We start from the raw sequence: 12,864 nt of genomic DNA, 5'->3' as shown, positions 1-12,864 counted from the left end.
CTCACCCCGGAGTTGCTCGATCTCCCCCAAGTCCACACGGGCAGCCTGCCGGACTCGGCACCCAAGATCAAACCAACCTAACGAAGTACTACTAGAACGGGAACCCGCTCCGGCCGTGCTGTACCGAGATCCACTTCAGTGTGGTGAAGGCGTCCAGGGTCGTCTCGCCGTTCAGGCGGCCGACGCCGGAGTGCTTCTCGCCGCCGAAGGGGACGAGCGGCTCGTCGTGGACGGTGCCGTCGTTCACGTGGAACATGCCGGTGTCGATCTGCTTGGCGAAGGCCACGCCCCGCTCGACGTCCGCCGTGTGGACGGCGCCGCTGAGGCCGTACGGGGTGTCGTTGACGATCCGGACCGCCTCCTCCTCGCCGTCGAACGGGATGACGAAGGCGACCGGGCCGAAGACCTCCTGGCGGAGCAGGGAGGAGTCGGCGGGCAGGTCCGTCAGGACCGACGGCTCGACGAGGTTGTCGGTGGTGGTGCCGCGCAGCAGGGCCGTGGCCCCCTCGGCGATCGCCTGCTCGACGGCGCCCGACACCGCGTTCGCCTGGGTGGAGTTGATCACCGGGCCGATGACGGTCTCCGGGTCGCGCGGGTCGCCGACCTTCAGCGACCTCACCTTGGCGACGAACTTCGCGGTGAACTCCTCGGCCACCGAGCGGTCCACCATGATCCGGTTCGCGGCCATGCAGACCTGGCCCTGGTGGACGTACCGGCTGAAGACGGCCGCGTCGACCGCGTAGTCGAGGTCGGCGTCGTCCAGGACCACGACCGCGCTGTTGCCGCCGAGCTCCAGGACCGAGCGCTTGAAGTGGGAGGCGCAGACGGTGGCGACGTGCCGGCCGACCTTGTCGGAGCCGGTGAAGGAGATGACCTTGGGGACGGGGTGCTCGATGAATGCGTCGCCGATCTCGGCGATGTCCGTGATGACGACGTTGAGCAGACCGCCCGGCAGACCCGCGTCCTCGAAGATCTTCGCGACCAGGGAGCCGCCGGTGACCGGGGTGTTCTGGTGCGGCTTGAGCACCACGCCGTTGCCGAGGGCGAGCGCCGGGGCGACCGACTTCAGCGACAGCAGGAACGGGAAGTTGAAGGGGCTGATGACGCCCACGACACCGACCGGCACCCGGTAGACGCGGTTCTCCTTGCCGTCGACCGGGGACGGCAGGATCTTGCCCTCGGGGCGCAGCGCCAGGTGGATCGACTCGCGCAGGAACTCCTTGGCGAGGTGCAGCTCGAAAGCGGCCTTCAGACGGGTGCCGCCGAGCTCGGCGATGATCACGTCGGCGATCTCCGACTCCCGCTCCTCGACCAGCCGCAGCGCCTTCTCGAAGACGGCCCGGCGGGCGTAGGCGTTGGTCGCGGCCCACTCCTTCTGGGCGCGGGCGGCCGCGCGGTAGGCCTGATCCACCTCGTCGACCGTGGCTATGGTGATCGAGGCCAGCTTCTCCCCGTCGTACGGGTTGAAGTCGATGATGTCCCAGGACCCGGTCCCGGGGCGCCATTCGCCGTCGATGTACTGCTGGGCCAGGTCGGTGAAGTAGGACGACATATGCTCCCTCGATCCCCTGCTGTCGAAACGGTCGAAGCAGTCGGAGCCCGATCAACCCCCGATCACTTCTTCACGGTCTGATCACACGTCATCGTACTTGCGACAGAACGGAGTTGGGGCCCCTACAGGTTTCCGAGGGGTTTTCCCTAGGTGAGCTGGAGCAGCCCGCGCAGCAGGTCGCGGCTCTCGTCGGGGCCGGGTCCGTCGTGCTGGATTTCCTCCAGCGTCCTCTCGTACTGGGCGACGTCCTCGGGCTTGTCCAGGTAGAGGGCGCTGGTGAGCTGCTCCAGGTAGACCACGTCCGACAGGTCGGACTCGGGGAAGCTGAGGATGGTGAAGGCGCCGGATTCGCCGGCGTGCCCGCCGAAGCTGAACGGCATGACCTGAAGCCGTACGTTGGGCTGCTCCGAGATCTCGATCAGGTGCTGCAACTGCCCGCGCATCACGTCGCGGTCGCCGTAGGGGCGGCGCAGGGCGGCCTCATCGAGGACGATGTGGAGGTCGGGCGCGTTCTCCGAGACCAGGTGCTTCTGCCGCTCCATGCGCAGCGCCACCCGCCGCTCCACGTCGGCCTCGCTCGCGCCCTGCATACCGCGCCGGACCACCGCCCGCGCGTACGCCTCGGTCTGCAGCAGCCCGTGCACGAACTGCACCTCGTAGACGCGGATCAGCGACGCCGCGCCCTCCAGTCCCACATAGGTGGGGAACCAGCTGGGCAGGACGTCGGAGTAACTGTGCCACCAACCCGCGACGTTGGCCTCCTTGGCGAGGGAGAGCAGCGAGGTGCGCTCGGCCTCGTCCGTGATGCCGTACAGGGTCAACAGGTCTTCCACGTCTCGGGTCTTGAAGCTCACCCGACCCAACTCCATCCGGCTGATCTTCGATTCCGAGGCGCGGATCGAGTACCCGGCCGCCTCGCGCGTGATCCCCCGCGCTTCGCGCAGCCGCCTGAGCTGCGAGCCGAGCAGCATGCGCCGCACCACCGATCCGGGCTCTCCCGCGCTCACGTTCGCCAGCCTCCCCAACCGTCTTCAAGGCCCGCAGTCTGCCACTAATTCACTCCGAGCTGTACTCGCGTGATTACGGAAACGGAAAGAGATCAAGGAATCCGCACGGCGGCAGCCAGGCAGGAGACCGGCGGATGACGAGAAGATGGCGGAAAAAATGGCCAGTAAGCGGTACGGGAAGGTCCAATTCGGTCGCATGCACGTGCATCTGCCCTTGCATCTGCTGTACGCATCCGAAACCATGGTCGTGCGCCACCGCTGCATCGCAACGACCGCGGATTACCGGGAGTGCCTCGCATGGGGACGAATGGATCGACCATGCTCGAGCCGTTACGGCAGAGCCTTCCCCCGCTGGATCCCGCGGCCGTATCCAGCGCCGCCTCCTGCGCACTGCCCGCCCGCTACGAAGCGGTGCGTGAGGCAAGACAGTTCACCCGCACGACGCTCGACCGGTGGGAGCTGGGCGACCGGTTCGACGACGCCTGCCTGGTGGTCTCCGAACTGGTCACCAACGCCCTGCGGCACGGCCTGCCGGCGCCCTCGGCGTCGCCGGCGCACTCGTGCGACCACGATTCGCCCGTGCGGCTGCACCTGCTGCAGTGGACCGGGCGACTGGTGTGCGCGGTGCGCGACCCCAGCCGGGAGAGCCCGGTCGCCCGTGAGACGGACGATTTCTCGGCGGAGTCGGGCCGCGGCCTCTTCCTCGTCGACTCCTTCAGCGACAGCTGGGGCTGGCACCCGCTGACGGGCCCCCTGGACGGCAAGGTGGTCTGGGCGCTCTTCCGGCTGCCACCCGCCGAATGACGAACCGGGGCCCTCTTCGACGCGGTTCTACGCGCGTTACCCCGTGTCGCGCACCGATCGCACCGAGTCGCACACCCGCTTCGAGGGCACGTCAGCCCGCTATCAGGTGGTCGAACTCCCCGTCCTTGACGCCCAGCAGCATCGCCTCGATCTCCGCGCGCGTGTAGACGAGTGCGGGACCGTCGGGGAAGCGGGAGTTGCGCACCGCCACGTCTCCGCCCGGCAGTCGCGCGAACTCCACGCAGGAGCCCTGCGAGTTGCTGTGCCGGCTCTTCTGCCAGGCCACTCCGTGCAGCCGCGCGGCCGCCATGCCGTTGTACACGTCGCCCCCGTACCCGCCCTCAATGTCGTGGTCCACAGGTCGCTCCCCGGTGGTGCACTGGCTGGTGTGGCCATTGATGCATCGGTCAACTGATCGGGATCATAGCCCTGTTCAACATGCAGATGCATGAGCAGATGCACGTGCACGGGGAGTGGTTCAGCGGTTACAGCCCTGATCCCGCCTCACCCGAGCCGCTCGAGCGTCTGCCCCAGAACGCGCAGGACATGCGAGCGCCAACCCCCGTCCATGATCTTCCGCGCCATCATCTGTGCCGGGTCGTCCGGATCGAATCCGTCGTGCACCAGGAAGAGACGCGTACCGCGGCCTTCCTGTTCCAACGTCCATGTGAGCGTCCAGTCCGCGGGATTGGCCGGATCGGCGTCCCTCCAGCGGACGGACAGCATCCGCTCGGCGTCGTAGGCGAGAACCTCCACGTCGACGACCCCGGAGAACTTGGAGTTGGGTCGTGGGACGGAGGTCATCCGGTAGCGGTGGCCGACCTGAAGGCGGAAGTCCGCGGCACCCGGCATCTGCCACTGCGCGAGCAGCGAAGGCTCGGTGAGGGCCCGCCAGACCTTGGCCGGCGGGTGCGGGTAGAACTGGTCGACGCGGATCGTGGTGAGGTCGTCGTCTTGGTCGGTGCTCATGTGCGGTCGTGTCTGTGTGGTCGTCGTGGAGGCCGGTGCCCCGGTGCGGTCACCGCAAGGATCGGGGCTCAGGTGCGGTCGTCGTCGGGCATACGGTCCAGCAGTGCGCCGAGTTCCTTCATCCGGCCGCGCCAGAACCGCTCGTACGGGTGGAGCCAGTCCTGCACCTCGGCCAGCGGGGCCGCCTCCAGGCGGTAGATGCGCTGCCGTCCGGAGCGCTGCTCGGAGACGAGGCCGGCCTCCCGGAGCACCTTGAGGTGTTCCGAGAGGCTGGGGCGGCGCATGGCGAAGCGGTCCGCCAGGTCCTGGACGGGCTGGGGCCCCTCCTCGCGCAGCAGCCGCAGCACCTCGCGGCGGGTGGCGTTGGCGAGCGCGGCGAAGACGCGGTCCTCCGCGGCGGTACCCGTCCCCTTCATGGGGTGCTCGTCCCGTTCATGGCGGCGGTCAGAAACCTTCCTTCTCGGTCAGCAGCATCAGACCGTTGCCGTCGGGGTCCGTGAAGGAGGCCATGCGGCCCCAGGGCAGCTCGTCCGGGCCCTGCACGGAGACCCCCGCCTGCGCGAGCCGCGCGCAGGCGGCGTCGACATCGGTCGTGACCAACATGATCCCCCGTGCCGAGCCGGGCTCGAAACCCCCCATCCCCGGCCCGGAGAGCGTGAAGACCGTCTGCGCGCCGGCGGGTGCCACCTGGAGCCAGCGGCCCTGGGGCATGTCCCGGTCGGCGACGGTCTCGAAGCCGAGGACGTCCGTGTAGAAGCGCAGCGCGCGGTCCTGGTCGCCGACGGGGAGGGTGACGAAGGAAGCGTGAGTGATGTTCATGCGAACGAGATTAGGTAGGAGATTCCCTACCTGTCAACCGTAGGGAATCTCCTACCTATCGCCCGTGTGCGCCGCCGACCGGGTCAGCGTGCGGAGTACGGCAGCAGCGCCATCTCCCGCGCGTTCTTGATCGCTCGCGCCAGCAGCCGCTGCTGCTGGGCCGTGACCCGGGTGACCCGGCGGCTGCGTATCTTGCCGCGGTCGGAGACGAACCTCCGCAGCAGATCGGTGTCCTTGTAGTCGATGTACGAGATCCCGGCCTGTTCCAACGGGTTGGGGCGGGCCTTGGCGGGCTTGCGGTCGCTCTTGCGGGGCATCGGGTCAGACCTCCAGGAGGGTGTCGAAGGCGGACGCCAGGCCCCTCCAGGCCTCGCGCCCGGCGGCGTACTCGGCGTCGGTCAGCAGGCAGGACTCCAGCAGCCGTTCGAGGCCGTCGCGGTCGAGGCCGGGGGACGTGAAGACGAGGTGCTGGCAGCGGTCGCCGTGCTCCGGGTGCCAGTCCAGCGCGGCGGCGGCCCGGCGCACCGGCGGGACCAGGTCCCAGGCCGCGTCCGGCAGGGCGGCGAGCCACGGGCCCGCGCCCTCCACGCACAGCGCGCCGCCGGCGGCGTCCCAGTGGAGGAGCGTGTCGGGCCGGTCGGCCAGCCAGAACCGGCCCCGGCTGCGCGCGGCGGCGCAGGTCAGGTCCTCCAGCGCCGCGTACAGCCGCTCCGGGTGGAAGGGGCGGTGGCGGCGCCAGACCAGTGTCGAGACACCGTGCGCGTCGGTCTCGGCGGGCAGCAGCGCGCACGCCGGGTGCTGGGCCGCCGCGGCCGCCTCGACGTCGAATCCGGCGAGGGCGGCGCGGACCAGCTCCGAACGCGGGGCGGTCTCCCGCGCACGCGCCGGGGCAGGGGTGGCGCCCGCCGGGTCGCCGTGGCCGATCGGGACCCGGCGGGCCGTCGGGTGCAGTTGTGCCAGCAGTTCGCGGTCCTCGTCGTCGGCCTCCGGGGAGTCGGCGACGGCGAGTACGGGCGCGTACTCCAGCTGCCGGGCGAAGGTGTCGGCGACGGTCCGCTGGTCGGTGGCGGCCGCGGCGAGCCCGCCGTCGGCCAGATCGTCGCCGTTGCCGAGGTACGGCAGGACGAGGGCCGGGTCGACGGCGGTGACCACCCCGGTGACCGTGAGCCCGCCGGCCACCACCACCTCGGCCATCGCCTTGGGCTCCACGGAGTCCCACAGCTCGACCACCGCGAGCGGGGCGTGTCCGGCGGCCGCGATCCCGCGCAGCTCCGGCACCAGGTCCTCGCGCAGCGCGCAGCACGCGCAGTCGTTGACCAGGGGCGTCTCACCGCGGGACAGCACTCCGGAGGCGTCCCGGACGGTCCGCACGACCGTGCCCGCGGGGGCCGTCGCCAGGTCGTGGTGGAGCGCGACACTGCCGGGCACCTCGGCGAGGAGCCGCGCGACAGCCGCCTTCCGGGCGTCGGCGTGCAGCCCGCCGACGATCACCACCGACAGACTCACGCCCCGCCCCGCTTCCCGTAGCGGCGCTCGAAGCGCTCCACGCGCCCGGCGGTGTCCAGGACGCGGGCGGTGCCGGTGTAGAAGGGGTGGCTGACGTTCGAGATCTCGACGTCGACGACGGGGTAGGTGCGGCCGTCCTCCCACTCGATCGTCTTCTCGCTGGTCATCGTCGAGCGGGTGAGGAAGGCATGGTTCGCGGCACGGTCACGGAAGACGACGGGACCGTAGGCCGGGTGGATTCCGTTGCGCATGGCGGGCCTCAGCGCTCCTCTCGGAAGTCGACGTGGCGGCCGGCGACCGGGTCGTACTTGCGCAGGGTCAGCCGGTCCGGGTCGTTGCGGCGGTTCTTGCGGGTGACGTAGGTGAAGCCGGTCCCTGCGGTGGACCGGAGTTTGACGACCGGGCGGAGTTCGTTGCGTGCCATGCCGCTATGCTACTGAAAATGAATTCCATTTACATCACCGCTCGAGGAGAGGTGCGTCACCCGTGTCCGCCCACTGCATGCTGACCGGCGCCCGGCCCGGCTTCGGCAACCACATCTCGCACTCCCACCGGCGGACCTCCCGCCGCTTCGACCCGAACATCCAGACCAAGCGCTACTGGCTGCCGAGCGAGGGCCGCCACGTGCGGCTGCGGCTGAGCGCGAAGGCGATCAAAACCGTCGACACGATCGGCGTCGAGGCAGCCGTGGCGCGCATCCGCGCGCGCGGGGTGAAGGTCTGAGGAACCCGAGTCACCCGAGGAACCCGAAGAACCCCGAGGAACCGGAAGCACGAAGAACAGGGAGACGCCATGGCGAAGAAGAGCAAGATCGCGAAGAACGAGAAGCGGCGGCAGATCGTCGAGCGGTACGCCGCCCGCCGTGCAGAGCTGAAGGAGATCATCCGCAGGCCGTCCTCGACGCCGGACGAACGGCTCGCCGCCGAGCGGGAGTTGCGCGGGCAGCCGCGGGACGCGAGCGCCACGCGCGTGCGCAATCGCGACCAGACCGACGGCCGGCCGCGCGGTTACCTGCGCACCTTCGGCCTGTCCCGGGTGAGCCTGCGGGAGCAGGCGCACGCCGGGCATCTGCCCGGGGTCCGAAAGGCCTCCTGGTAGCGACTGGTCCTGGTAGCTTGCTGCGGTCGTACCGGCCGCCGGGCGGCCGACCGGTCAGAGTTTGGGGGCTTTCCGATGACTGCGGCGACCAGGGCGGCCAAGGCGGCGGCGAACGGGACGGGCGCGGCGACGCGGATCGCGGCCGCGGTCCTGCTCGGCGCGCTCGCCCTCACCGGGTGCGACAGCGGCGGCTCCGGCGCCACGGACAAAACATCCGCCACCCCCGGCGTGAGCGCGACCGCGAGCGACGATGACAGCGGCGGCGCGGGCGGTACGGGCGGTCCGGCCGCCAAGGGGGATGGCGTGGAGGGAAGTTGGCTCGCCACCACCGGCGGCAAGGCCGTGGTCCTGACCGTCACCGGCAGGCAGGCCGCGCTCTTCTCGACCGACCGGACCATCTGCAGCGGGACGGCGGTCGGGGAGGGCGCGAGGCATGTGATCCACCTCGACGCGTGCAAGTCCCGTACGACCGGCACGGTGGACTCCGTCAACAAGACCACGCTCCGCGTTACCTGGGAGGGTGGTCTCGGCACGGAGACGTACACCCGGTCGGCAGGCGGGGCACTACCGTCGGGCCTGCCGACGGCGAGCCTGGGCTCCTGACGCGCGGAGCCGATCGCGGGGCGGGCAACCGCGCCGCCTGCTCGTGCGTGATGATCCTCAGGCATCGTCACGACCCAAGGGACCAGTCATGCGCGCCATTCCGATCACCGTCACCGCCCTCGCCGCGGCCCTCCTGCTCACCGCCTGCGACAGCGGCGGCAGCGACACCGGCTCCGGGGACAAGGGCACCGGCAGCACGGCTTGCCGGAGCGACGACGTCGGGATTCACGTCGGCCCGGCCAACGCCGCGCCCGCCGCCGGGGACACGGGCAATGTGCCCGTCACCGTCACCAACCGGGGTGCCCGGTGCACCCTGAAGGGCTTCCCGGGCATCACCCTGGACGCCGGCAACGTCATGACGACCGTCCCGCAGGACGAGTCGGGCAAGCCGGAGCAGCTCACTCTCGCCAAGGACGACACGGCGACCTTCACTCTCACGTACGTGCGGGGCAAGAAGGACGGCGCCAAGAGCCTCGAGGTGAGGTCACTGAAGATCAGCCTGCCCGGAGCGCCCGACAGTCACGCCTTCCCGTGGTCCTACGGCCCGGTCCAGGGCAAGGAGGACGTGGGCGACCCGGACGCCTCGGTGACGGCCTTCCAGCAGGCAGGCGACTGACTGCGACGCCGTTCACGCGGGTGGCGCGGCACGCCCGCCGAGTGGCGGGCGGGACTTCACCTGGGCCCGGTCCGCCGCCCGGGCGCCCTCCGTCCACCCCGCCGTGTCATTCACCCCGCGCAGCCGGGTGGTGGTCGTCTCCGGGAACAAGCGGTCCACGCGGTCGGTGACCGCGACGTCCCGGCTCGCCAGGACGGGCAGCAGGTCCGCGGTCACCTGGGTCTCGGCGGCGGCCTCCAGGCGGGCGCCGGCGCGGCGGGCGTAGGCGGCGAGGAAGGACTGCCGGAAGGTCTTGGTCCGCTTGCGCCCGCCCGCTCGCTGGGCGGCCTCCGCCCTGGTCATCGCCGTCGTGGCCTGGACCAGCAGGGAGGCGTAGAGCAGTTCGACCGCTTCCAGGTCGGCCTCGAAGCCGACGACGGTGGAGAACGCGAGGGCCTCGTTCCACACGGCGCGGCAGCGGTTCGCGGTGGCGACGGCGTCCAGCAGCACGGCCTTTGCCTGCTCGTACGGCGGCTCGACACCGATCCGGCAGGCGCCGGGTGCGTCGGGCGACGGGGCGCGGGCGGCGAGCAGCGCCTCGTCGACGCTGTGCCGCGCCATCAGTTCCTGCGCCTTCGCGCTCAGCGCCTCCGCCTCCTCCGGATACCCGGTCGCCTCCGCCTTGGCGAGCAGCGCCCGGATCCGGGTGAGCATGCGGGATTCGGTCCGGGGCGCGGGCGCGGGCTCGTCCAGAGGTTCGAGCGCGGGGAGCCGCAGCAGCAGGCGGTAGAGCTCCAGGACGGCGGTGGCATACGAGAAACGGTCGGCGCGGGGCGGTTCCCCGGGCGGCAGTCCGTCGAGCTGGGCGGCCCAGCGCGGGCCGCGCGGCCGGTCGTCGGCCGCCTGTGCGCGGACGAGCGCCGCGAGCAGCCGCACATGGACCTCGTCGAGCTCCCGCCGCACGATCCGGGCGACATCGGCGGGCTGCCAGCCGCGCTGCCACGCCGTCGCCACGAAATCCTGCCCGCGCCGGGAGAGTTCGGCGTCCACCGCGGGGTCGGCCGCCAGCAGGGAGGCGCCGGTGTCGAGGGCGTCGTCGGAGGGTGCGTACAGGGCGGCCCGGAAGGCCCGGTCGAGGGTGCTGGACGTGCTCACCGCTCGATCGTGCCATGAGGCGCACGCAACTCTGTCCACAGCCTGTGGACAAACCTGCCGCAGAGCATTTCCACGAGTGTCAACTTCGGGTTGACACCCCCAGAAGCGCAACCTACGGTTGACACATGACGAACCCCACCATCAGGTCGAGCGTCCGTCTGGACGACCTCATCTCGGCCATCAAGAAGGTCCACCAGGAACCCCTCGAACAGCTCCAGGACGCCGTACTCGCCGGCGAGCACCTCGGCGAGGTGGCGGACCACCTCATCGGGCACTTCGTCGACCAGGCCCGCCGCTCCGGCGCCTCCTGGACCGACATCGGCAGGAGCATGGGCGTCACCCGGCAGGCCGCGCAGAAGCGGTTCGTACCCAAGGAGTCGGCCGACCTCGACCCCAGCCAGGGCTTCAGCCGCTACACGCCCCGCGCCCGCAAGGTGGTCATGGCCGCCCACGAGGAGGCCAAGGCCGCCGGGAGCGCCGAGGGAACGCCCGCACACCTGGTCCTCGGGCTGCTCACCGAACCGGAGGCCATGGCCGCGCAGGCCGTCGAGGCCCAGGGCGTCACCCTGGACGCCGTCCGCGAGGCCGCGACCGCCGCCCTGCCGCCCGCGTCCGCCGACGCTCCCGAGCTGGTCCCGTACAGCTCGGCCGCCAAGAAGGCCCTGGAACTCACCTTCCGCGAGGCCCTGCGCCTCGGCCACAACTACATCGGCACCGAGCACATCCTGCTGGCCCTGCTGGAGCTGGAGAACGGCGAGGGCGTCCTCAGCGGCCTGGGCCTGGACAAGACGCGCACCGAGGAGTACGTCGCTGCGGCCTTGGCGGAGCTGGTGAAGGACCGCGCCCGGCAGGACGAGGACCAGGAGCCGCACGACGGCGGACAGGACGGCTGACCGACCTCCCGAGCAGCGGGCCGGAGCCGTTGTCAGACCCGCCTGCGACACTCGCCGACATGACCGACCGGTGGGCTCTGGCACCGGCCGAGGACGGCGGCGCCGAGGTCGCCCCCCTCGGCCGGGACGGCCTGCCCGCCGGTCCGGTGCACCGTGCCGCCGACCTCGCGGAGGCAGTCCGCGGCAGACCGGACGTCACACGATGGGTGTGGCGGTCGACCGCCGAGGTCTATCCGCGCCTGCTCGCCGCGGGCGTCCGGGTGGAGCGGTGCTACGACATCGAGGACGCCGAGACGCTCCTCCTCGGCCACGAGGGGCGCCACGGCGAGCCCCGCTCGGCCGCCGCCGCCCTGGCCAGGCTGCGCGGCGGCCCCGTACCGCCGGACCCGCCGCACCGGTCCGCCGAACCCGGCGCGCAGTCCTCGCTCTTCGAACCGCAGGGCGTGCGCCTGCCGCTGGCGGACCTGATCACGGTCTACGCCGAGCAGCAGCGACGGCACGAGCGAGCCGAGCATCCCGACCGTATGCGCCTGCTGACCGCAGCCGAGTCGGCGGGCACCCTGGTGGCGGCCGAGATGAACCGCGCGGGCCTGCCCTGGCGCGCGGACGTGCACCGCGAGGTGCTGCACGAACTGCTCGGCGAGCGGTACGCGGGCGGCGGCGAGCCCCGCCGCCTGGCCGAACTCGCGGACGAGGTGTCCGCGGCCTTCGGCCACCGGGTGCGGCCGGATCTGCCCGCCGACGTGGTCAAGGCCTTCGCCCGGGCCGGGATCAGGGTGAAGTCCACCCGCCGCTGGGAGCTCAGGTCCGTCGACCACCCGGCCGTCGAACCCCTGCTGGAGTACAAGAGGCTGTACCGGATCTGGGTCGCCCACGGCTGGTCCTGGCTCCAGGACTGGGTGCGGGAGGGGCGGTTCAGGCCGGAGTTCCTCGCCGGCGGCACGGTCACCGGCCGCTGGGTGACCAACGGCGGGGGCGCCCTGCAGATCCCCAAGGTCATCCGCCGGGCCGTGGTGGCCGACCCCGGCTGGCGCCTTGTCGTGGCCGACGCCGCCCAGATGGAGCCACGCGTGCTGGCTGCGATCTCCCGCGACCCGGGGCTGATGGAGGTGGCCGGCCGGGACACCGACCTCTACCAGTCGGTGTCCGACCGGGCCTTCTCCGGCGACCGCGCCCAGGCGAAACTCGCCGTGCTCGGCGCGGTCTACGGGCAGACCTCCGGCGACGGCCTGAAGAACCTCGCCGCCCTCAGACGCCGCTTCCCGAAGGCGGTGGCGTACGTCGACGAGGCCGCGCGGGCCGGTGAGGAGGGCCGGCTCGTACGGACCTGGCTGGGCCGCACGTGTCCCCCGGCCGCCGGGACGACCGAGGACGCGACCGGGGAGGCGGGCCTCCCGCAGGAGGACCCGGCCGCCGCGCCACCCGCCGACCAGGGCTGGATGCCGGGGTACGCCTCCACCAACTCCCGCGCCCGAGGCCGATTCGCCCGCAACTTCGTCGTGCAGGGCAGCGCCGCCGACTGGGCCCTGCTGCTGCTCGCGGCGCTGCGGCGCACCTGCCGGGACATGGCGGCCGAGCTGGTCTTCTTCCAGCACGACGAGGTGATCGTGCACTGCCCGAAGGAGGAGGCGGACACGGTCGTCGAGGCGATCCGGCAGGCCGCGGAGATGGCGGGACGGCTGACGTTCGGCGAGACCCCGGTGCGGTTTCCGTTCACGACGGCGGTGGTGGAGTGCTACGCCGATGCGAAGTGAGCGGCCCCGGGCCGCGAGCGGACCCCGCACGGACCCCGGCGACCGTGTTCCGGTGGACCGGACCGGGCCGTACGGCGATCAGCAGCGGCGGTCCGGTGAGCCGGGCGGG

The 12,864-nt window shown here is 71.5% G+C and carries 18 protein-coding genes; 7 read left to right on the top strand and 11 right to left on the bottom strand.

Going from position 1 to position 12,864, the window contains the following annotated elements:
- Window positions 1-91: 91 nt before the first annotated feature.
- Both ACIQFZ_RS19605 and ACIQFZ_RS19600 read right to left on the bottom strand, forming a co-directional pair.
- On the bottom strand, window positions 92-1,552 hold the full coding sequence (locus tag ACIQFZ_RS19605) for an aldehyde dehydrogenase family protein (protein ID WP_365430416.1): 1,461 nt from the start codon (window positions 1,550-1,552) through the stop codon (window positions 92-94).
- Window positions 1,553-1,698: 146 nt separating this feature from the next.
- Entirely contained in the window at window positions 1,699-2,523 is an 825-nt protein-coding gene (locus ACIQFZ_RS19600; protein WP_376652415.1) for a helix-turn-helix domain-containing protein, read from the bottom strand.
- A gap of 333 nt (window positions 2,524-2,856) precedes the next feature.
- On the opposite strand from ACIQFZ_RS19600, the gene ACIQFZ_RS19595 reads away from it, so the two are divergent.
- On the top strand, window positions 2,857-3,363 hold the full coding sequence (locus tag ACIQFZ_RS19595; protein ID WP_383055870.1) for an ATP-binding protein: 507 nt from the start codon (window positions 2,857-2,859) through the stop codon (window positions 3,361-3,363).
- 91 nt (window positions 3,364-3,454) lie between these two features.
- Here the strand turns inward: ACIQFZ_RS19595 and ACIQFZ_RS19590 are convergent, their stop codons facing one another.
- The 8 genes from ACIQFZ_RS19590 to rpmG all read right to left on the bottom strand — a co-directional run bounded on the left by ACIQFZ_RS19590 (window position 3,455) and on the right by rpmG (window position 7,081).
- Entirely contained in the window at window positions 3,455-3,721 is a 267-nt protein-coding gene (locus tag ACIQFZ_RS19590; protein WP_376652382.1) for a DUF397 domain-containing protein, read from the bottom strand.
- 146 nt (window positions 3,722-3,867) lie between these two features.
- Window positions 3,868-4,332 carry an SRPBCC domain-containing protein gene (locus ACIQFZ_RS19585; RefSeq protein WP_402691775.1) on the bottom strand — a complete coding sequence of 155 codons (465 nt, stop codon included), beginning with the start codon at window positions 4,330-4,332 and terminating at the stop codon, window positions 3,868-3,870.
- 68 nt (window positions 4,333-4,400) lie between these two features.
- Window positions 4,401-4,748, bottom strand: a complete 348-nt coding sequence (locus ACIQFZ_RS19580; protein ID WP_365430422.1) for a metalloregulator ArsR/SmtB family transcription factor — start codon at window positions 4,746-4,748, stop codon at window positions 4,401-4,403.
- Window positions 4,749-4,776: 28 nt separating this feature from the next.
- Window positions 4,777-5,151: a VOC family protein gene (locus ACIQFZ_RS19575; RefSeq protein WP_376652383.1), complete on the bottom strand. Its 375-nt coding sequence runs from the start codon at window positions 5,149-5,151 to the stop codon at window positions 4,777-4,779.
- A gap of 83 nt (window positions 5,152-5,234) precedes the next feature.
- On the bottom strand, window positions 5,235-5,468 hold the full coding sequence (gene rpsR, locus ACIQFZ_RS19570) for a 30S ribosomal protein S18 (protein ID WP_365430426.1): 234 nt from the start codon (window positions 5,466-5,468) through the stop codon (window positions 5,235-5,237).
- Window positions 5,469-5,472: 4 nt separating this feature from the next.
- Entirely contained in the window at window positions 5,473-6,657 is a 1,185-nt protein-coding gene (locus ACIQFZ_RS19565) for a CobW family GTP-binding protein (protein ID WP_402691774.1), read from the bottom strand.
- Window positions 6,654-6,908 carry a type B 50S ribosomal protein L31 gene (locus tag ACIQFZ_RS19560; protein ID WP_376397980.1) on the bottom strand — a complete coding sequence of 85 codons (255 nt, stop codon included), beginning with the start codon at window positions 6,906-6,908 and terminating at the stop codon, window positions 6,654-6,656. The genes ACIQFZ_RS19565 and ACIQFZ_RS19560 overlap by 4 nt, the downstream gene beginning before the upstream one ends.
- Before the next feature lie 8 nt (window positions 6,909-6,916).
- Entirely contained in the window at window positions 6,917-7,081 is a 165-nt protein-coding gene (rpmG, locus tag ACIQFZ_RS19555; protein ID WP_122616828.1) for a 50S ribosomal protein L33, read from the bottom strand.
- A gap of 62 nt (window positions 7,082-7,143) precedes the next feature.
- On the opposite strand from rpmG, the gene rpmB reads away from it, so the two are divergent.
- The 4 genes from rpmB (at window position 7,144) to ACIQFZ_RS19535 (ending at window position 8,974) form a co-directional block, all read left to right on the top strand.
- On the top strand, window positions 7,144-7,380 hold the full coding sequence (rpmB, locus tag ACIQFZ_RS19550; protein WP_365437946.1) for a 50S ribosomal protein L28: 237 nt from the start codon (window positions 7,144-7,146) through the stop codon (window positions 7,378-7,380).
- A gap of 69 nt (window positions 7,381-7,449) precedes the next feature.
- Window positions 7,450-7,755: a 30S ribosomal protein S14 gene (gene rpsN, locus ACIQFZ_RS19545; RefSeq protein ID WP_376397975.1), complete on the top strand. Its 306-nt coding sequence runs from the start codon at window positions 7,450-7,452 to the stop codon at window positions 7,753-7,755.
- A gap of 75 nt (window positions 7,756-7,830) precedes the next feature.
- Window positions 7,831-8,358 (top strand): hypothetical protein, encoded by a 528-nt coding sequence (locus ACIQFZ_RS19540; protein ID WP_365427974.1) that lies wholly within the window; start codon window positions 7,831-7,833, stop codon window positions 8,356-8,358.
- An 88-nt stretch (window positions 8,359-8,446) separates the two neighbouring features.
- Window positions 8,447-8,974, top strand: a complete 528-nt coding sequence (locus ACIQFZ_RS19535) for a DUF4232 domain-containing protein (RefSeq protein WP_402691773.1) — start codon at window positions 8,447-8,449, stop codon at window positions 8,972-8,974.
- Window positions 8,975-8,986: 12 nt separating this feature from the next.
- Here ACIQFZ_RS19535 and ACIQFZ_RS19530 read toward each other — a convergent pair whose 3' ends face one another.
- A complete protein-coding gene (locus ACIQFZ_RS19530) occupies window positions 8,987-10,108 on the bottom strand; it encodes a DUF2786 domain-containing protein (protein WP_402691772.1) in 1,122 nt (373 codons plus the stop codon).
- A gap of 125 nt (window positions 10,109-10,233) precedes the next feature.
- Here ACIQFZ_RS19530 and ACIQFZ_RS19525 point away from each other — a divergent pair, with 125 nt between their 5' ends.
- Both ACIQFZ_RS19525 and ACIQFZ_RS19520 read left to right on the top strand, forming a co-directional pair.
- Window positions 10,234-11,001, top strand: coding sequence for a Clp protease N-terminal domain-containing protein (locus tag ACIQFZ_RS19525; protein WP_383055863.1), 768 nt, complete (start codon window positions 10,234-10,236; stop codon window positions 10,999-11,001).
- Between the two features lie 59 nt (window positions 11,002-11,060).
- Window positions 11,061-12,755, top strand: a complete 1,695-nt coding sequence (locus ACIQFZ_RS19520) for a bifunctional 3'-5' exonuclease/DNA polymerase (RefSeq protein ID WP_365427963.1) — start codon at window positions 11,061-11,063, stop codon at window positions 12,753-12,755.
- Window positions 12,756-12,864 lie beyond the last annotated feature (109 nt).

This window comes from Streptomyces sp. NPDC093064 (genome assembly GCF_044754605.1).
GTDB lineage: Bacteria > Actinomycetota > Actinomycetes > Streptomycetales > Streptomycetaceae > Streptomyces.
The sequence above is the reverse complement of the archived record's forward strand: the minus strand, read 5'-3'. Positions and strand labels throughout refer to the sequence as shown.